16 protein-coding genes, 5 tRNA genes and 3 other RNA genes are annotated in these 19,448 nt (G+C 54.5%); 3 read left to right on the forward strand and 21 right to left on the reverse strand.

The window, feature by feature from the left end; genetic code table 11:
- Positions 1-780: 780 nt before the first annotated feature.
- Positions 781-1,395, reverse strand: a complete 615-nt coding sequence (locus ACZ3HG_RS21620) for a TetR/AcrR family transcriptional regulator (protein WP_191935696.1) — start codon at positions 1,393-1,395, stop codon at positions 781-783.
- An 80-nt stretch (positions 1,396-1,475) separates the two neighbouring features.
- Here ACZ3HG_RS21620 and ACZ3HG_RS21625 point away from each other — a divergent pair, with 80 nt between their 5' ends.
- On the forward strand, positions 1,476-2,051 hold the full coding sequence (locus ACZ3HG_RS21625) for an NAD(P)H-dependent oxidoreductase (RefSeq protein ID WP_465334374.1): 576 nt from the start codon (positions 1,476-1,478) through the stop codon (positions 2,049-2,051).
- Between the two features lie 83 nt (positions 2,052-2,134).
- Here ACZ3HG_RS21625 and ACZ3HG_RS21630 read toward each other — a convergent pair.
- From ACZ3HG_RS21630 to trxA, 20 genes are all read right to left on the reverse strand, one after another.
- Positions 2,135-2,260: non-coding RNA, RtT sRNA (locus tag ACZ3HG_RS21630), on the reverse strand.
- A 33-nt stretch (positions 2,261-2,293) separates the two neighbouring features.
- Positions 2,294-2,419: non-coding RNA, RtT sRNA (locus ACZ3HG_RS21635), on the reverse strand.
- A 33-nt stretch (positions 2,420-2,452) separates the two neighbouring features.
- Positions 2,453-2,578: non-coding RNA, RtT sRNA (locus tag ACZ3HG_RS21640), on the reverse strand.
- Positions 2,579-2,611: 33 nt separating this feature from the next.
- Positions 2,612-2,688, reverse strand: a tRNA-Pro gene (locus ACZ3HG_RS21645).
- 96 nt (positions 2,689-2,784) lie between these two features.
- Positions 2,785-2,861, reverse strand: a tRNA-Pro gene (locus ACZ3HG_RS21650).
- Between the two features lie 26 nt (positions 2,862-2,887).
- Positions 2,888-2,974: transfer RNA gene (locus ACZ3HG_RS21655), tRNA-Leu, on the reverse strand.
- Between the two features lie 28 nt (positions 2,975-3,002).
- Positions 3,003-3,078, reverse strand: a tRNA-His gene (locus ACZ3HG_RS21660).
- 83 nt (positions 3,079-3,161) lie between these two features.
- A tRNA-Arg gene (locus ACZ3HG_RS21665) sits at positions 3,162-3,238 on the reverse strand.
- Positions 3,239-3,417: 179 nt separating this feature from the next.
- Positions 3,418-4,158: a lipopolysaccharide N-acetylmannosaminouronosyltransferase gene (gene wecG / locus ACZ3HG_RS21670; RefSeq protein ID WP_191935694.1), complete on the reverse strand. Its 741-nt coding sequence runs from the start codon at positions 4,156-4,158 to the stop codon at positions 3,418-3,420.
- A 34-nt stretch (positions 4,159-4,192) separates the two neighbouring features.
- Positions 4,193-5,539 carry an ECA oligosaccharide polymerase gene (gene wzyE / locus ACZ3HG_RS21675; protein WP_191935693.1) on the reverse strand — a complete coding sequence of 449 codons (1,347 nt, stop codon included), beginning with the start codon at positions 5,537-5,539 and terminating at the stop codon, positions 4,193-4,195.
- On the reverse strand, positions 5,536-6,612 hold the full coding sequence (gene wecF / locus ACZ3HG_RS21680) for a TDP-N-acetylfucosamine:lipid II N-acetylfucosaminyltransferase (RefSeq protein ID WP_191935692.1): 1,077 nt from the start codon (positions 6,610-6,612) through the stop codon (positions 5,536-5,538). Before wecF ends, wzyE begins: the two co-directional genes overlap by 4 nt.
- The gene (wzxE, locus tag ACZ3HG_RS21685) at positions 6,609-7,859 is read right to left on the reverse strand and encodes a lipid III flippase WzxE (RefSeq protein WP_465334376.1); all 1,251 of its coding nucleotides are present in this window, start codon (positions 7,857-7,859) and stop codon (positions 6,609-6,611) included. The genes wecF and wzxE overlap by 4 nt, the downstream gene beginning before the upstream one ends.
- Position 7,860: 1 nt before the next feature.
- Positions 7,861-8,991: a dTDP-4-amino-4,6-dideoxygalactose transaminase gene (rffA, locus tag ACZ3HG_RS21690; RefSeq protein ID WP_191935690.1), complete on the reverse strand. Its 1,131-nt coding sequence runs from the start codon at positions 8,989-8,991 to the stop codon at positions 7,861-7,863.
- Positions 8,988-9,683 (reverse strand): dTDP-4-amino-4,6-dideoxy-D-galactose acyltransferase, encoded by a 696-nt coding sequence (gene rffC / locus ACZ3HG_RS21695; protein WP_342214503.1) that lies wholly within the window; start codon positions 9,681-9,683, stop codon positions 8,988-8,990. The genes rffA and rffC overlap by 4 nt, the downstream gene beginning before the upstream one ends.
- Entirely contained in the window at positions 9,683-10,945 is a 1,263-nt protein-coding gene (wecC, locus tag ACZ3HG_RS21700) for a UDP-N-acetyl-D-mannosamine dehydrogenase (protein WP_191935688.1), read from the reverse strand. The genes rffC and wecC overlap by 1 nt, the downstream gene beginning before the upstream one ends.
- Entirely contained in the window at positions 10,942-12,072 is a 1,131-nt protein-coding gene (gene wecB / locus ACZ3HG_RS21705) for a non-hydrolyzing UDP-N-acetylglucosamine 2-epimerase (RefSeq protein ID WP_191935687.1), read from the reverse strand. Before wecB ends, wecC begins: the two co-directional genes overlap by 4 nt.
- Positions 12,073-12,123: 51 nt before the next feature.
- On the reverse strand, positions 12,124-13,152 hold the full coding sequence (gene wzzE, locus ACZ3HG_RS21710) for an ECA polysaccharide chain length modulation protein (protein WP_062749083.1): 1,029 nt from the start codon (positions 13,150-13,152) through the stop codon (positions 12,124-12,126).
- Positions 13,153-13,182: 30 nt separating this feature from the next.
- On the reverse strand, positions 13,183-14,286 hold the full coding sequence (gene wecA, locus ACZ3HG_RS21715; protein ID WP_191935686.1) for a UDP-N-acetylglucosamine--undecaprenyl-phosphate N-acetylglucosaminephosphotransferase: 1,104 nt from the start codon (positions 14,284-14,286) through the stop codon (positions 13,183-13,185).
- 285 nt (positions 14,287-14,571) lie between these two features.
- The gene (gene rho / locus ACZ3HG_RS21720) at positions 14,572-15,831 is read right to left on the reverse strand and encodes a transcription termination factor Rho (protein WP_062749087.1); all 1,260 of its coding nucleotides are present in this window, start codon (positions 15,829-15,831) and stop codon (positions 14,572-14,574) included.
- 362 nt (positions 15,832-16,193) lie between these two features.
- Entirely contained in the window at positions 16,194-16,523 is a 330-nt protein-coding gene (gene trxA, locus ACZ3HG_RS21725; RefSeq protein ID WP_062749089.1) for a thioredoxin TrxA, read from the reverse strand.
- A gap of 130 nt (positions 16,524-16,653) precedes the next feature.
- On the opposite strand from trxA, the gene rhlB reads away from it, so the two are divergent.
- Positions 16,654-17,946: an ATP-dependent RNA helicase RhlB gene (gene rhlB / locus ACZ3HG_RS21730; RefSeq protein WP_062749091.1), complete on the forward strand. Its 1,293-nt coding sequence runs from the start codon at positions 16,654-16,656 to the stop codon at positions 17,944-17,946.
- A gap of 6 nt (positions 17,947-17,952) precedes the next feature.
- Positions 17,953-19,437, forward strand: coding sequence for an exopolyphosphatase (gene ppx / locus ACZ3HG_RS21735; protein WP_191935685.1), 1,485 nt, complete (start codon positions 17,953-17,955; stop codon positions 19,435-19,437).
- Positions 19,438-19,448 lie beyond the last annotated feature (11 nt).

The raw sequence follows: 19,448 nt of genomic DNA on the forward strand, positions 1-19,448 counted from the left end.
ATCCCCGGGAGCTGACACCGGTCAGTGACCGGGGTGAGCACGCGCAGCCAACGCATCTGCAGCGCGAAAGATGACGCCTGGTGATGCCCTAAAGATTTCGTATTGCAGGAAGGCGGCAAGCGCGAGAATCCCCGGGAGCTGACACCGGTCAGTGACCGGGGTGAGCACGCGCAGCCAACGCATCTGCAGCGCGAAAGATGACGCCTGGGGATGCCCTAAAGATTTCGTGTTGCAGGAAGGCGGCAAGCGCGAGAATCCCCGGGAGCTGACACCGGTCAGTGACCGGGGTGAGCACGCGCAGCCAACGCATCTGCAGCGCGAAAGATGACGGGCATCAGGGCAAAAAAAAACACCTGCCATAAGACAGGTGTAAATTTTCAGGTCGGCTAAGACAACCGGGTGGTACCTGACTCAACGTATTGCCCGATAATCCAATAAGGCGTTAGCGATATTGGCTGGATGGACAACAGGTACCGTAAATTGGCTCTGCGTCATTCCCAGGTTTATGAAGCTTACGCAAACATAAGAGGTGGAATGAGCATCTACAGGGATATTCTTGCATAAGGCATGCCAGAACGCTATCAAACCGGTGTAATTACCGCTATGCCATTAATTTTTTTATGATTAATCTTTTTTCATTGCCGTGAGCCGCCTGCATCACTGTTACCTCACCCCGACACCCGGGCAGGAGATCCGTCTCCTGCTGGAGACATATTGACGGGAATTAATAAAAAATTATATTAATCAACATGATAAGTGTCTCTGAATAACGACAACGTGTTATACCGCTCGCCGACTGCGTTCCACCAGCGCCATAATCACCGAATACAGTTCGTCCTGCGCCTGCCGGAGGCTAATTTCATCACGCGTGGCGGCATAGGATAACGACTCCGCTGCGCCCAGCATCGCCCAGAGCCCGGCATTCGTCAGCTCCCCGCCCTCACTGAAAGGCGACAATATTCCTCGACACTTCTCGATAAATGCGACCTCATAAGCCCGTTTGATCTTCTCCAGCTCTGGCGAACCTATCAGTGCAGCGATAACACCGGGGATCTCCCGCCCCTGAAGCTGAACGCACTCCACGTAGGACTGAGCAATTACGGCGGCTCTGGCTGAGAGCGTCGCTTCACTTTTTGCCAGGGCCGCATCAAACAGGGCGTTCTGCCGCGCATCGAATTCCTGGTATAACACCGCAAACAGTCCCGATCTTGTGCCGAAGTGATCGTAGACCACCGGCTTGGTGACATCGGACTGTGCCGCCAGCCTGCCCAGGGTTAATGCCTCCGTTCCCTCATCGCGAATGAGCTGCCACGCCGTATCAATAAGCTGCTGATAGCGTGCTTCACGCGATAAACGCCGGCGGGGAAGCGGAGAAGAATCATTGCTGATTGACATGCTTATATACCAAAGGTAACTTACTAACAGTATATTAGCGTAACGTTTCTCTCTTTAACCTGCAAGCCGGAGTCTTGACGATGCCCACACTTATTGTTGTTTCTCACCCTGACCGCCAGTCACTGACACACCATATTGCCGCGCAGCTGGCGGAGGGCATTGCGGCCTCAGGCAGCCATGTTGATATTGCCGATCTGGCTGCAGAAGGTTTTGACCCCCGTTTTACGCAGCATGATATTGCGGCCTTCCGTCAGCAGGGGCCGGTTTCACAGGAGATCGTTGCAGAGCAGGCGAGGATAGACCGTGCCGATACGCTGATCCTGGTTTATCCGGTGTACTGGTGGTCAATGCCTGCTCAGCTCAAAGGCTGGATTGACCGGGTATTTACCCATGGCTGGGCGTATGAAGACAGTGAAGGAGGACTGGTAAAAAAATTACAGCGTCTGAAGGTTCATATGGTGGCGCTGGGCGCTGGGGACATGCGTACTTACGCCCGCCACGGTTACTTTGCCGCGATGAGAACGCAGATTGATCACGGTATCTTCGATTTCTGCGGTGCGGAGGTCGTCACGTCTGAACTGCTGCTGCAAACGCCGGGAGAAGCGCTCAGCGCTGAGGTGCAAAATGTGAAGCAACGTATAATGAGAAGGATGTAATGCTCAGATACGGGGTGAGCGAGACAACAGGTCACCCCGTACAGACGAAAAAAAACCTGCTTTTCCAGGCAGGTTTCTTAACCTGGTCGGCGAGAGAGGATTACAGCTCGGTGAGCCGCCCTGCGGGCCGTTGCTAAAGCAACGTTGTCTCGCTGCGCTCGGCTCAAACCTCCTTCGGAGGTTCTCATCCTCTTTATGTACAGACGAAAAAAAACCTGCTTTTTCAAGCAGATTTCTTAAATTGGTCGGCGAGAGAGGATTACGGCTCGGTGAGCCGCCCTGCGGGCCGTTGCTAAAGCAACGTTGTCTCGCTGCGCTCGGCTCAAACCTCCTTCGGAGGTTCTCATCCTCTTTATGTACAGACGAAAAAAAACCTGCTTTTTCAAGCAGGTTTCTTAACCTGGTCGGCGAGAGAGGATTACGGCTCGGTGAGCCGCCCTGCGGGCCGTTGCTAAAGCAACGTTGTCTCGCTGCGCTCGGCTCAAACCTCCTTCGGAGGTTCTCATCCTCTTTATGTACAGACGAAAAAAAACCTGCTTTTTCAAGCAGGTTTCTTAAATTGGTCGGCGAGAGAGGATTCGAACCTCCGACCCACTGGTCCCAAACCAGTTGCGCTACCAAGCTGCGCTACTCGCCGAATACTGCTCTAATGCCACTACTTTTCTTTATTTTTTTGTCGCTTAAAGCGCTCAGGCTTCAGGCAAAAACCCCGCAACAGCAGAGCTTTCTAAATTGGTCGGCGAGAGAGGATTCGAACCTCCGACCCACTGGTCCCAAACCAGTTGCGCTACCAAGCTGCGCTACTCGCCGAATACTGCTTTACTGCTTAGATTTTGTGGTGCGAAGAGAGGGACTTGAACCCTCACGTCCGTTAAGACACTAACACCTGAAGCTAGCGCGTCTACCAATTCCGCCACCTTCGCATACAACAAAACCTGATACTAAAAAGTCTGGGGTGGCTAATGGGACTCGAACCCACGACAACTGGAATCACAATCCAGGGCTCTACCAACTGAGCTATAGCCACCATACCTGACTTCTTTACTGCTTCTTTCTACTACAAACTAACGCGGTAAATGTTACCACCGCCGCTCATGCGCACAAAAATCATGGTGCGCCCGACAGGATTCGAACCTGAGACCTCTGCCTCCGGAGGGCAGCGCTCTATCCAGCTGAGCTACGGGCGCGTAGCGCCGTTGCGGATGTGCATACTACGGAGGACAGCCCTGACTGTCCAGTGCTTTTTGCACAAATAAACGCGTTTGATTACGCTTTGTGCATTCCGTCTAAAGTCGCAGCGTTTTTCGCCCTTTTCACCGTAATGCACCGCACAAAACGACCTTCACTGACAGAAAAAACGTGCTGATTAAAGATCGCCGCGCCAGTGATATTTAAGGTATTTCAGCAGTCTGAGCTGGCGCTTAAGGCGGGTAGGCTGTGAAATCAGGCGATACAGCCACTCCAGACCCATTCGCTGCCATATCTTAGGCGCACGTTTCACCTGTCCGGTAAACACGTCGTAGGTCCCCCCCACTCCCATATACAGTGCATCAGGGTAGCGGGCTTTACAGTCCCGCATCAAAATCTCCTGGCGCGGTGACCCCATCGCGACCGTCACCAGTTTAGCCCCACTTTCCCGGATCCGCGTAAACAGCGCTTCACGCTGGTCCGGTGTGAAGAAACCATCCTGAGATCCGACAATATTCACATTCCACAAACGACGTAGCTTATCCATCGTCTGCGCAAGCACGGCGGGTTGCCCACCGATGAGAAACACCGGGGTGCCCTCACGGCCGGCACGTTCCATCAGCGCTTCCCACAGGTCGGCACCAGCAATGCGTGAAACGTTGGCCTGCGGGTACTTTTTACGGATTGAGCGCACAATGCTGATGCCATCGGCGTATTTATACTCGGCGGCATCAATCAGCTGATAAACCGCTGCATCGGCTTCCGCCGTCAGCACCTTCTCTGCGTTAATTGCCACCAGCGTGCCGGTTTTCAGTTCACCCTGCTGATTAAGGTAATCAACAAATTGTGCCATATCACTAAAGCCTGACAGCGAGATTCCGCGGATCTGATAGTGCGGCACGTCTACAGAGACAGTCATGGAAATTCCTTTAAAGCAAAACGCATATCAAGCGTTATGGCTGAATCGACAGTGAGCGGGCAGGCGCACGGGCACGTACCAGCCCGGCAGTATCAAGCAGCCAGTAGAGCAACTTCGCCAGCACAACGCAGAACGCAAAGATCACACAGAAGAACACCACGCGGGAAGCAAAAGCATCCAGCCCCTCTCGCGCCAGCACAATCATGTTAAATACCGCCCCAAAACAGAAACTTTGCAGGATGGCGGCTTTATAGCGGTTCGGCTCCTGCTGACCTTTTTCATACAGCCAGTCGAACCACTTGATAATTAACCCGACGGCTACTGCCCCCAGTGGTATAAACAGCGCCCCCCCCATCACCACCAGTGAACCGATGAGCGTGGGAGAGATGGCCAGCCCGGAGTGGTTATCCAGCACATCCCATGTAAAGTAGTTGGCACTGTTCAGAACGATGGAAGGCCGCCCGTGCCATAACCAGCTCGGGATAAATACGTAAAAGTCACGCCAGATGGGTGCCAGTCCCTGAAAATCAATTTTGTCGTAATTTTGCAGCAGCAGGCCCAGATTCTCCCAGGGTGAAAAGGTATCGCGGGTGAGATACAGGAAGGTATAGAACGCTTCTGAGCCACTGACATCCAGGTTGTAACGTTTTAGCGCCAGCCAGAACATGCCGACAATCCCGCCGACACCGGCCAGCACCAGCATCCACAACGTGATCCAGCCGCGGATAATGCCAATAAACAGAAACAGGGCAAACGCGATAATAATATTGGCGCGCGTTCCACCCACGATCATGTAGGTCAGCAGGCCAAACGCGACGGTGCTGATCAGGAAAAGCAGCCAGCTGCGTTTATCCTGTTTCAGGAAGTAGATCACCAGCATGGCCGGGATAAAGAAGTAGAAGAAGCGTTTCAGTGCGACACCAGAAACATCCGCAGAGAAAATCTGGCTGTAGCTGTGCAGCTTAAACAACAGGAAACCATTGTGCAGGAAGAACACGCTGACGGTGCCCAGCGCCACCAGCGCCAGAAGCCCCCAGGTCAGATGCGCTTCAATACGATTGATGGTAAACACCGGGCGTGGCGGTGGGCGGTGAGGAGCTCTGAGCCGGGTTTTATAGCTGACGTAGTAAATCGCATAAAATCCTCCCGCTGAGAGCAGCGCCTGCAGCAGGTATTCCGGCGGTACCACCTCAACATCAAAGCCAAACACCAGCATGCAGGTGAGCGGAAAGCCGAAGAAAAAGGTGAGCAAAAACAACAAAGAGAAAAACACATTGAAGTTAAAACGCACGCGACGAAACTCACGCCAGGTCAGCGTCAGAATAAAACCACAACAGCACAGGTATACAACCAGCAGCCCGGCGAACTGTAATAGCGTCATGCGTTATCTCCTTCTACCAGACGCAATGCCTGCTGCCAGCCGCCCAGATAGCCCGGCTCAAAAAAGGCAATATGCGATTTATCCAGCAGCATCATCTGACGCCGCGCCTCACTGACCGTCGCTGCATTCAGGGGATCGCCGTCAAACAGCACCGGCACCTGCTGTTCTGTCAGATCCTGCCAGAACGGATTTTTGCGGTTCAGAACAAAAGGCACATTCGCCTGCAGCAGCAGGCAGAGCGTGCCAATACCCTGCTGACGTTCGAAAATAAAGTAGCCAAGGTGGCAGCGGCCGATCAACTTCAGATAGTCGCTGAAGGCCAGTTTTTCCGTCAGGAGCTCCACCACACCCGGCCGGAACAGGGCCATCGCCGCCTCCTGCACCTGCTGAATATACGCGTGGTTATTGGCCGGGTAACCTAACGGTATGACAACACGCACGTTATCACCAAACTGCTGATGGATAGCCTGAAGCGCAGGGATATGGCGGTTGCTGGCATCCCCGGAATTGCCGAGCAGGATAGTAAGCGGGCCTTGCGCCTCCTCGCTGATCTGCACATCTTGTGCCAGCCGCGTCGGGAAATAGAGCAGCGATGCCGGAACATCGGGATGCCGCTGGTGAAAGTGACTGATATCTCCCCGGGTAGCAAATACGTGCCCCACCCGCTTCTGCGCCTGACGCCGCAGCAGATAGAACAGGCGGAATTTCAGGCGGCTGGACTCTTCATACAGGTCAGCCCCCCAGATGTGCCAGTAAAACTGCTCACGCCTGAGTTTTCCCGACAGCAGTGCCAGCCACAAACGTGGGTTAAACTGGCCGTGAAAGAAGAAACGCGTATCACGCTGCCTCCTGCCGGTCGCTATCACCGCCTGCGCCAGTTCATTTTTTGTGGCGAACAGCCGGACAGCCAGCATCGGATGCTGTGCAGCCAGTGCAGACTGTCCACTCACCACCCAGAACTCACGTCGGGAAGATGACGGCATAACGTCGTGTAAAACCTGGTTAAAAAAGCCCAGCACCGTCGCATTATGATGCGGAATGTCTGCGCCTAAAAGATGAATTACTCTGGTCATACTCGTCTACGGTAAATAATAAAAACACCTGCACAGAGTGCAAAATAAGCGATATAGGTCGCCATATACGCCTGTGCCGCTCCGGCTGCACCGTGCAGCGGGATCAGCCAGCGGGAAAATCCGGTCAACAGGACAAACTGGCTCACTTCCGTCAGCACATAGAAACGTAATGAGGCTTTAGCAATCACCAGGTAGCCGAAAACGTAACACCCCACCTTAAGTACGTCACCGATTAACTGCCAGACGAACAGATCGCGCATGGCGGTAAATTCGTGGGAAAACAGCAGCCAGATGGCCACGTCCCGCAACAGCCAGACGGTAAAGCTCACCCCAGCCACCACCGGCAGTACAAACTTCAGGGCCTTGATAATCTCACGGGAAATATCCGCCTTCTGCTGCAGACGCGACAGGGTAGGCAACAGATATACGCTGAACGAGGCGGTGATAAACTGCAGATAGGCATCAGAGATACTGCTGACGCCCTGCCACAGGCCAACCTGCTCCCATCCTGCATGTTGCGCCAGCAGATTACGCATCATCATCCAGGCAACCGGCAGCGTCACCGCGGTGATCAGCGCCATCAGGGTAAACTTCCCCAGCAGGGTGACAAACTCAGGTCGCCATGCGGGTAACAGATAACGCATCGGCAGATGATCGCGCCGCACCAGCAACAGGACTGCAGGCACGACCACCATCGCCGGCACCATCGCCAGCCCAATCAGCGCGCCACTGTAACCTCCCAGCTTATAGCAGACAAACCACGCAGCGACCCCCATCAGGCTGCCGATGATTAACGACAGTGCATTCCCTGCAGCATCGCGGAAGCCTTTCATGATCGCCAGCGCCAGGTTAGCCCAGGCGATCCCCATTTGCAGGAAGGCGACGAAGCGGATCACCTGCTGATAGCGATCGTGACCAAACAGTGCGTGGCTGATAGGCGCGGCAAACAGCAGGAACACCATCGCCAGCAGCAGGGAAAACCCCAGCACCATGGAAGACGCGGTGCCGGTGACGGCACGCAGTTGGCCTGGCTCCTGCTGATACTGCGCCACGTACTTGGTGACACCGTTAAATATTCCGGCCCCTGCCAGTACGCCCAGTACGGTAATCAGCTGGCGAAAATTCCCGGCCTGCCCAACACCGGCAGGCCCGTAGGTCACTGCCAGCAGCTTTACCACCAGTAAACCGGCGGCGATTTTTACCAGCGTGGAGACCGCTGTCCACACCGACGCTTTTGCCAGTGACATATCAGGAGAAATAGCTCAGTAGGGAGTTGATCACTGTTTTCTGATTGTTATCAGAGAGGTTATAGAAGAGCGGCAGACGCAGCAGGCGGTCACTTTCAGACTGGGTGAAATGATCCTCACCGTGGAAGCGGCCAAAGCGCTGACCCGCAGGCGAACTGTGCAGCGGAATATAGTGGAACACCGCCATGATCTCTGCCTCTTTCAGCCACGCAATCAGCGCGCTGCGATCGTCATGGTCCCGCAGCTTCAGATAAAACATGTGAGCATTGTGCTCACAGTCAGCGGGAACGCTGGCCAGCCCGATGCGCCCGCGTGCCGCTACCGGCTGCAGGGCATCAGCGTAGTTTTGCCACAGGCGCAAACGCTGCTGATTTATACGCTCTGCCGCCTCCAGCTGCGCCCAGAGGTACGCCGCCTGTAAATCGGCCATCAGGTAGCTGGAACCGATATCGCGCCAGGTATACTTATCCACCTGACCCCGGAAGAACTGGCTGCGGTTGGTGCCTTTCTCACGGATGATCTCGGCGCGCTCCACCAGCGTGGCGTCGTTAACCAGCGTCGCGCCGCCTTCACCGCCCGCAGTGTAGTTTTTGGTTTCATGGAAGCTGAAGCAGCCGATATGTCCGATGCTGCCAAGCGCCCGACCTTTATATGTCGACATCACGCCCTGCGCGGCATCTTCCACCACCCACAGCTGATGCTTTTTCGCCAGCGCCATAATGGCATCCATCTCACAGGCCACGCCTGCATAATGTACCGGCACAATGGCTTTGGTCCTGTCGGTGATCGCCGCTTCAATCAGGCGCTCATCAATGTTCATGGTGTCCGGCCGCACATCGACAAATATAATGGTTGCCCCACGCAGCACAAAGGCATTGGCGGTCGACACAAAGGTGTAGCTCGGCATAATGACTTCATCGCCGGGCTGAATATCGATCAGAATAGCCGCCATTTCCAGCGAGGCGGTACAGGACGGGGTCAGCAGAACTTTACGGCTAGCAAAGCGCTGCTCCATCCACTGCTGGCAGCGACGGGTAAACCCGCCATCGCCGCAGAGCTTACCGCTGCCCATCGCCGACTGCATATATTCAAGTTCAGTTCCCACCACCGGTGGCGCGTTAAACGGAATCATGGCGTTTCCCTGTATAACCAGTAGGCGGTGCGTTCAATCACGCCACCGCAGCGAAGATAGAGTCGCAGCGCGGCAATATTGCCCAGCTGTGTTGCGACATGAAGCCGTGTCAGTCGGCGTGCGCGGCACCAGTCGTTAGCCGCTGTCATCAGCCGCTGTCCAATACCCAGCCCCTGCGCGTCCGGCAAGACCGCCAGCAGGCCAATACGTGCCGTGCCATCACCGAGTTCACGCAGCGAGACAAAACCCTGCGGGGTGCCATTTTCATCAACCGCCAGCAGACACTGATGGTCAAATGTGCCGAGCACAGCATTTTCCACCCACTGCGCGTAAAAACGACCGCTGTCACCCGGCGCATACCAGGGCGCACGAAAACGGCTCCAGATAAAAGCCTCTTCAGCCGCCTGGCGCAGTGCAGGAATGTGCTCCGCGCGCGCAATACGGATACCGGACGGGCGTTCAACCGGGGTGATACCCAGAACACAGTCCGCCTCACCCTCTACCAGACGAAAACCGAGGGCCGTCAGGGCATCCAATTCTGCGCTCTGCTGCGCCAGCACTTTGACCTGCACCAGCCCATAGCTGTCGAGCAGACCAACATCCAGCGCCGTGTCGCCCTGCAGTTCAAGCAGTGCGCTGTGGCACCCAAAGAAGGCGTTCTCCCACACCAGGGGTTTAAGCGTCGCCTGCACTATCGCCAGACCCCTTTCGTATCCACAATCCATGACTGAGTGACGGCGGCAGGCTCGATGGCTTTAAACGCACGATGATCGACCAGCATCACCAGCACATCGGCCTGCTGTAATGCCTCCTCCAGCGCCACCAGCGTCACGCTGGCCTGCAATTTAGCGGGCAGCGTCTGCACGTTAGGCTCGACGACCAGCGTGGTGCCCTGATGCCAGTCGGCGATCAGACGCGTCACCTGGACGGCCGGGCTTTCACGTAAGTCATCAATATCAGGTTTAAACGCCAGACCGAAACAGGCAATTTTCAGCTCGCTGGCACGTTTGTTACTGTGCATCAGGCAATCCGCGACCTGGCGTTGCACCTGCTCCAGTACCCAGTGCGGTTTGCTGTCGTTCACTTCGCGCGCTGTACGGATCAACCTCGCCTGTACCGGGTTCTGTGCCACGATAAACCACGGGTCAACAGCGATGCAGTGGCCGCCAACGCCCGGCCCTGGCTGCAGGATATTCACACGGGGATGGCGATTTGCCAGACGAATCAGCTCCCAGACGTTGATCCCCTGGTCAGCCGCAATCAGTGACAACTCGTTGGCGAACGCAATATTGACATCGCGGAAGCTGTTTTCCGTGAGTTTGCACATTTCTGCCGTACGGGCATTAGTCACCACGCACTCGCCTTGCAGAAAGATGTTATAGAGATCGCAGGCACGCTGTGAACAGCGCGCCGTCATTCCGCCAATCACGCGATCGTTTTTAAACAGTTCAACCATAACCTGCCCGGGCAGGACTCGCTCCGGGCAGTAGGCGACCTGAATATCGGCCTGTTCCCCTGCCTGATGCGGGAAACTCAGATCCGCGCGGGCAGTCGCCAGCCAGGCCGCCATCTGTTCAGTGGCCCCCACTGGCGACGTTGATTCGAGGATGACCAGGTCCCCTTTTTTCAGCATCGGTGCAATGGATTCAGCAGCCGCCTGGACATACGTCATATCCGGCTGATGTTCACCTTTAAATGGCGTCGGTACGGCAATCAGCCAGGCATCAGCAGCCTCTGGCTGAGTTGCAGCGCGCAACCAGCCACCTTCAACCGCCGTTTTGACGACCCGATCAAGGTCGGGTTCGACAATGTGGATTTCACCACGGTTGATGGTTTCCACCGCGTGTGCATTAATATCAATGCCAATCACCTGCTTCTGGCATGAGGCGAAAGCGGCAGCGGTAGGCAGGCCGATATAGCCCAGCCCAATCACTGAAATGGTGTTGAAACTCATAAAGTTATCCGGTTATTTTTGAGGGCCTGCACAATACGCTGGCAGGCCAGTCCGTCACCGTAAGGATTATGAGCACGGCTCATGGTGTGCCATGCGTCCTCATCGGTCAGCAGACGGGTGACTTCGCTGACAATTTTCGCCCCATCAGTGCCCACCAGCCTGACGGTGCCGGCGGCAACAGCCTCCGGGCGTTCGGTAGCATCGCGCATTACCAGCACGGGTTTACCCAGTGAGGGAGCTTCTTCCTGAATGCCGCCGCTGTCCGTCAGGATCAGCCAGGCGCGATCCATCAGCCAGACAAACGGCAGGTACTCCTGCGGTTCGATCAGAATGATATTGTCGATGCCACGCAGAATGCGGTTCACTGGCTCGCTGACGTTAGGGTTGAGGTGCACCGGATAGACAATTTGCGTCTCCGGGTGCAGACGCGCAATTTCAGCCAGGGCGTTACAGATGCGTTCAAACCCGCCGCCGAAACTTTCCCGACGGTGCCCGGTGACAAGGATCAGTTTTTTAGTGGCATCCAGGAAAGGGTAACGAGCTGCAAGGCTGTTTCTCAGCGTCTCATCGCTGAGGACGCGATCGCGTACCCAGAACAGCGCATCGATCACCGTATTGCCCGTGACGAAAATGCGCCCGGCGGGCAGATTTTCGCGTAACAAATTCTGCTGTGAACTGGCGGTCGGCGTAAAATGATAGCTGGCAAGATGGCCTGTCAGCGTCCGGTTGGCTTCCTCCGGCCACGGGGACCAGAGATCGCCGGTGCGCAATCCTGCCTCCACATGCCCGACGGGAATACGGTGGTAGAAAGCCGCCAGGCTGGCAGCCAGCGTGGTGGTGGTGTCACCATGAACCAGCACAACATCCGGCGTGAAATCGGCAAACACCGTTTTCAGCCCTTCCAGAATGCGGCTGGTAATTTCGGTGAGCCCCTGCCCGGGCTGCATGATATTAAGATCGTAATCCGGCACGATAGAAAACAGATGCAGCACCTGATCGAGCATTTCCCGATGCTGGGCAGTCACGCAGAGGCGCGACTCAATATCGTCATCCTGCGCCAGCGCATGCACGAGCGGTGCCATTTTTATCGCTTCAGGGCGCGTGCCAAAAACCGTTAATACTTTCACCGTGACTCTCTTTAATTCGTAAGGGTTAAACCGCTTATTGCCGGGATGGCTTTAACGACGGGAACGGCGCACCAGCGCGGTTCCTGCTCCCAGCAGTACGCCCACAGCGCCCCACATAATCATCAACAATACCCGGCGCGGGCTGTCACGTTTTACCGGTTCTTCCGGGGTACGCAGGTACCGCCAGGTCTGGAATGACTTCACCAGGGTGGGCCCCACATTCAGGGTCGTTTGCATGGCACGGTTTTGGTCGTATTCCAGATCATAGGTTGGCCCCGTCGCACGCAGTGTTTCCAGCCGCGCCTGCAACATCGGTCTGCCCAGCAGGAAAAGTTCCGAATCGGGAAGCTGCTCAGAAGGTGTCTGGGTTTTTGACTGTTCGAAGCCCTGCTGTTGAGCAATCTTAAGCGCCTGCTCTATGCTGTTGACCTGACGGTCGTAGATGGCTTTTGCCACGGCTTCCTGACGCTTAACCTGCGCTTTTAACTGGATGCTGCGGGCTGCCCAGGCAGCAGTAAGCTCTTCATTCAGGTGCGTTGTCGCCCGTGCATTCGCAAAGGCGACGTACTGGCGAAGCAGCGTATTGGCATCGGATGACGTTTCGGCAATCAGCTTGACCGTATCGTTGAGGTTCTTCGCGCTGTCTGCTGGCTGGAACTGGATATTGGCAATCATTTCATCCAGCAGTGCCGCATCCTCACGGGCATTGCCGGTTTTGCGCTTCTGGTAATAGCTGGACTGTAGCCAGAAATCACGTCGTGTATCCCAGGCAAACAGCTGCATCATAAATTCCTGATACGCTTCATCCATCACCGTTGGGGGAGCCACGGTCAGGCTGCCAGCACGGATATCCAGATTATTCAAAAACTGCTGCTGAGAGTAGTATCCGGAAAGCATATTCACGGTGGGCCGATCGACGATGGCGGTCGTGCTCCACTGTGGCGTCACCAGTAACGAATAGATCCAGGCCAGCAGTGCGAACAGCGCACCTCCGGCGATAATCCACAGTTTGCCGCGCCATAGCGCGCAGCACAGGCCACGAATATCCAGTTCGTTATCTGCGGCGTCAGGATGGGTCATACATCGGTTTCCTTGTCGTCAGGGCATCTGTCAGTCAGTGGAAGATTTGCTGTCATTATTGTTATTTCGCAGACGGCGTTTAAACCGTTTAATCATTCGCGCCACGCGCCATGCACGTTTAATGCAGTAGCCGTAGAGCATAAAAGCCAGCAGGAACAGAACCAGCATGGCCCATTCCGGAACAAACGAGAGGTATTCACCCAGCACACCCACCATTGCCAGCAGTGCTGCCGCCGCCGTGATCAGCACAAAGGCCTGCCGCGAGGTAAAGCCTGCGCGCATGATCAGATGATGGATGTGCTGACGATCAGCAGAGAAGGGACTCATGCCTTTACTGAGACGGCGATACATAATCGCCACCATGTCCATGAGCGGGATCGCAATCAGCCACAGCGCAGTCACAGGCGTAATCGGATGACTTGGGCCCTGCGTCGCTTCCAGCAAGATCCAGATAATGGTAAAGCCAATCAGCGTACTGCCTGCATCGCCCATAAAGACTTTGTAACGACGCCCAAACATTCCCAGGTTAAGCAGGATATAAGGCACGATAACGGCAATCATGGTGAAGCACCACATGGCGAGGCTGTTCTGCCCGTCGAGCAGGAGGATCACCCCCATTGCCAGGAAGGTGACACAGGATAATCCGCCCAGCAGCCCATCAATCCCATCCACCATGTTAAAGGCATTAATGGCTGCCCATACGGCAAACAGCGTCAGCACATAGCCGAACGGGCCAACAACCAGCTCCCACGGGCCAAAAATATAGCCCAGACTTAACAGATAGAGCTTCGCCTTCATCATCATGACGACGGCGACACCCGCCTGCACCACCGCGCGGAATTTTACGCTGATGTCGTAACGGTCATCGAGTGCGCCCACCAGCACCAGGCAGCCCGCGCAGCCCAGATACAGCAAAGCATGGGGAATGTAGAAATTCGTTAATGCAAAAGCAAAGCAGCTACCGGCAAAAACGGAGATACCGCCAACCAGCGGAATCACTCCCTGATGGCGTTTGCGATAGTTGGGTTTATCAACCAGCCCAACTTTTTTAGCCGCTTTGCGTGCAAAGAAAAGAAACACCAACGAAAATAAAAAAGTCAGGCCAAGTTCCGTACTCATATTGAGTAAATTCACATTATCCAGCTCTCTGCTATGAATTGCATATTGTCATAAGCAATATTGATGCCAATAACACCTGCATGATTCTGATTTTATTCACCAGGACGGGAAATTTCATTTTCCCTGCCACCTGTCCTGTGCCGTTCTTTAGGTTTGTTCTCCCAGATCAGGATAGCCTATAGTCCAAAAACAAAAAACGCCACGACTAAGCGTGGCGTTACCCGAGTTTTGTACTTTTTATTGACTACGCTAACCTCTTAGAGCAATGAGATCATCGTCTTACTCGAAAAGCTGCACCGGTTATGAACGCTTCATCATGTCGAAGAATTCATCATTGGTTTTGGTCATTGCCAGCTTATTGATGAGGAATTCCATCGCGTCGATTTCGCCCATAGGGTGAATAATCTTGCGCAGGATCCACATCTTCTGCAGCTCTTCCGAGGTGGTAAGCAGTTCTTCTTTACGCGTACCAGAACGGTTGTAGTCAATAGCAGGGAACACGCGTTTCTCAGCGATTTTACGCGCCAGATGCAGTTCCATGTTACCTGTACCTTTAAACTCTTCGTAGATCACTTCGTCCATCTTCGAACCGGTATCAACCAGTGCGGTAGCGATAATGGTCAGGCTTCCGCCCTCTTCCACATTACGCGCAGCACCGAAGAAACGCTTCGGACGATGGAGGGCGTTGGCATCTACACCACCGGTCAGCACCTTGCCAGAAGCAGGAACCACGGTGTTATAGGCACGCGCCAGACGGGTGATGGAGTCCAGCAGGATGATCACGTCTTTTTTGTGCTCGACCAGGCGCTTGGCCTTTTCGATCACCATTTCCGCAACCTGTACGTGGCGGGAAGCAGGTTCGTCAAAGGTGGAAGCAATAACTTCACCTTTCACCAGACGCTGCATCTCGGTCACTTCTTCCGGACGCTCATCAATCAGCAGCACCATCAGCACACAGTCAGGATGGTTGTAAGCAATGCTCTGCGCAATATTCTGCAGCAGCATGGTTTTACCGGCTTTTGGTGGCGCAACGATCAGACCACGCTGACCACGACCAATCGGCGAAGCCAGATCCAGTACGCGGGCGGTCAAATCTTCGGTAGAACCGTTTCCTCGTTCCATGCGCAGACGGGAGTTGGCATGAAGCGGTGTTAAGTTTTCAAACAGGATTTTGTTACGGGCATTTTCCGGTTTGTCGTAGTTAACTTCGTTAACTTTCAGCAGCGCAAAGTAACGCTCACCCTCTTTTGGCGGTCGGATCTTGCCAGAGATGGAGTCACCTGTGCGGAGGTTAAAGCGGCGAATTTGGCTGGGGGAAACGTAGATATCATCGGGACCAGCGAGGTAGGAGCTGTCTCCAGAGCGGAGGAAACCAAATCCATCCTGCAATATCTCGAGTACGCCGTCGCCGAAGATGTCTTCGCCACTTTTTGCGTGTTGCTTAAGGATGGCGAAGATAATGTCCTGTTTGCGCAAGCGCGCCAGGTTTTCCAGCCCCATATTTTCGCCGAGAGTTATCAGCTCAGAAACCGGCGTATTTTTTAATTCGGTAAGATTCATAATGGTGGGTTCTTAAACTCGGGGTATAACTTGAACTGTTTGTCGTGAATGGTATGGCGAAAGATCCATGCCTGTTTAATTGGTTCTTGGTTCCGAAGTCCACTCGATGATCACGTGCAGGATAACGCAAATCTGGGACGAGGAGACGGTAAGGACAAGAAGCCGGAAATCAGTTGATACTAACCGTCAGATTGCTGAACGTCTGTAAGACTTTTGATGAATACTGTGTTCAACAAGGAGTAATTCTAAAGATTCAAACTACAGGTAAGTTCGTAGTGCAGTAGATTTAACTTAGCATGGTTAATGCCGGGCGTCTAGCGGTCAGCGAAAAATTCGAACCACCAGCCGCCGGCATGACCCGATTAGCCCAGGTTCGCGTTCAGGAACTCTTTGAGCTGACCTTTAGACAGTGCGCCGACTTTGGTCGCGGCCACTTCGCCATTCTTGAATAACAGCAGGGTTGGGATACCACGGATACCGTACTTCGGTGCCGTTGCTGGATTTTCATCGATATTCAGTTTAGCGATGGTGAGCTTGCCTTCGTACTCTACGGCCACTTCATCAAGAATAGGGGCGATCATTTTGCAGGGACCACACCATTCTGCCCAGAAGTCGACCAGCGTTAAACCTTCTGCTTTCAGGACGTCGGTTTCGAAGCTGTCATCGGTCAGGTGAACAATTTTATCGCTCATGTTTACTCCAGGGGATTATCTTTACCTTGGGTGTTGCATTAAGCAGCACTCAGGCTGAGTTTATTTCACTGCTTTTATTTCACCGGATAAGCTTTCGTAAAGCAATAGTAAGCTGATATTCTACCACACTATGAGCAAAACACACTTAACCGAACAGAAGTTTTCCGACTTCGCCCTGCACCCTCAGGTTGTTGAAGCCCTTGAAACTAAAGGGTTTCATAATTGCACGCCTATCCAGGCGCTGGCATTACCGTTTACGCTCTCCGGGCGTGATGTAGCAGGTCAGGCGCAAACCGGTACCGGCAAAACGATGGCGTTTCTGACGTCAACGTTCCATCATCTTCTTTCTCACCCTGCTCCGGAAGGTCGTCAGGTTAACCAACCACGGGCGCTGATTCTGGCACCGACCCGTGAACTGGCGGTACAGATCCATGCGGATGCTGAACCGCTGGCGCAGGTTACCGGGTTGAAACTCGGTCTGGCCTACGGCGGCGATGGCTACGATAAACAGCTGAAAGTGCTGGAAAGCGGCGTCGATGTGTTGATCGGCACCACGGGTCGTTTAATCGATTACGCAAAACAAAATCACGTGAATTTAGGTGCCATCCAGGTGGTGGTGCTCGACGAAGCTGACCGCATGTTTGACCTCGGCTTCATTAAAGATATCCGCTGGTTGTTCCGTCGCATGCCTGCCGCTAACCAGCGCCTGAACATGTTGTTCTCTGCCACGCTGTCGTTCCGCGTTCGTGAACTGGCGTTTGAGAACATGAATAATGCCGAATACGTTGAAGTCGAGCCTGAGCAGAAAACCGGGCACCGTATTAAGGAAGAGCTGTTCTACCCTTCCAATGAAGAAAAGATGCGTTTACTGCAAACGCTGCTGGAAGAAGAGTGGCCCGATCGTGCGATCATTTTTGCCAACACTAAACACCGCTGTGAAGATGTCTGGGGCCACCTGGCTGCAGATGGGCACCGTGTCGGCTTGCTGACGGGCGATGTCGCGCAGAAAAAACGCCTGCGCATTCTGGATGATTTCACTAAAGGTGATATCGATATCCTGGTAGCCACCGATGTTGCGGCACGCGGCCTGCATATTCCTGCGGTCACGCACGTGTTTAACTATGACCTGCCGGATGACTGCGAAGACTACGTACACCGTATCGGTCGTACCGGTCGTGCAGGGGCCAACGGTCACTCTATCAGCCTTGCCTGTGAAGAGTACGCGCTCAACCTGCCGGGTATCGAAGAGTACATCGGTCACAGCATTGCTGTCAGCCGCTACAACAGCGATGCGTTGATGAGCGATCTGCCACCGCCAAAACGTTTAACCCGTAATCGTTCTGGTAATGGTCCGCGCCGTGGTGGCAATAATAACCGCCGCAGCAGTGCACCGCGTAATCCTAACCGCAAACGTTCAGGTTAAGCCACCATGCTGAGTGCATCATCACTTTATGCTGCGATCGATTTAGGATCTAACAGCTTTCATATGTTGGTGGTGCGCGAAGTGGCTGGCAGTATCCAGACCATCGCCCGCATCAAGCGGAAGGTACGTCTTGCTGCTGGCCTCGATGCCGATAATCATCTTTCTGATGAGGCAATGGAACGAGGCTGGCAGTGTCTTCGGTTGTTTTCTGAACAACTGCAGGATATCCCCCCAGAACAAATCCGCGTGGTGGCGACCGCCACCCTGCGTATCGCAACCAATGCCGATAGTTTCCTGACGAAAGCAAAGACAATCCTTGGCTGTCCGGTGAATGTCATCAGCGGCGAGGATGAAGCACGTCTTATTTATCAGGGTGTTGCCCATACGACCGGCGGTTCTGACAAACGACTGGTAGTCGATATCGGTGGTGGCAGCACCGAACTGGTTACGGGCAAAGGTTCGCAGACCACCACCCTGTTCAGCCTGTCGATGGGCTGTGTGACCTGGCTGGAGCGCTTCTTTGCCGATCGTTACCTGGGCAAAGAGAATTTCGAACAGGCGGAACAGGCGGCCAGAGCCATGATCCATCCGATTGCGGATGCCTTACGTGAGCAGGGCTGGCAGGTGTGTGTGGGGGCTTCAGGCACCGTGCAGGCGCTGCAGGAAATTATGATGGCGCAAGGCATGGATGAGCGCATCACGCTCAGCAAGCTGGAGCAGTTGAAGCAGCGCGCCATCCAGTGCGGCAAACTGGAAGAGCTGGAAATTGAAGGTCTGACCCTTGAGCGCGCGCTGGTGTTTCCCAGTGGCCTGTCTATTCTGATCGCCATTTTTACCGAGTTGAATATCAGCAGTATGACACTGGCCGGGGGCGCACTGCGTGAAGGTCTGGTGTACGGGATGCTGCACCTTCCGGTGGATCGCGATATCCGCAGCCGCACACTGCATAACGTTCAACGCCGTTTCGCGATCGATCCTGAACAGGCCAATCGCGTTTCTCAGCTGGCTGACAGCTTTGCCCGCCAGGTCAGCCAGGTGTGGAAGCTGGATGATCGCAGCCGGGAGCTGCTGGAAAGCGCCTGTCTGATCCATGAGATTGGCCTGAGCGTGGATTTCCGTCAGGCCCCGCAGCATGCGGCCTATCTGGTGCGCCATCTTGACCTGCCCGGCTTCACGCCGGCACAGAAAAAGTTACTGGCCACGCTGCTGCAAAATCAGGTGAATGGCATCGATCTGGCGCTGTTAAGCCAGCAAAATGCGGTTCCCCCACGGGTTGCCGAACGCCTGTGTCGGCTGCTGCGATTAGCCATCATCTTCGCCAGCCGACGCCGGGATGACAGACTGCCCGCCGTACGTTTGCTGGCTAATGAAGATGATCTTACGCTGACACTGCCGTCAGGCTGGATGGAAGCCCACCCGCTGCGTGCTGAACTGCTGGGGCAGGAAGTACACTGGCAGAGCTACGTACACTGGTCGTTGGTGATCAACTGAACTCCCGGTGA

Source organism: Erwinia sp. PME.40.26/001 (assembly GCF_055556675.1).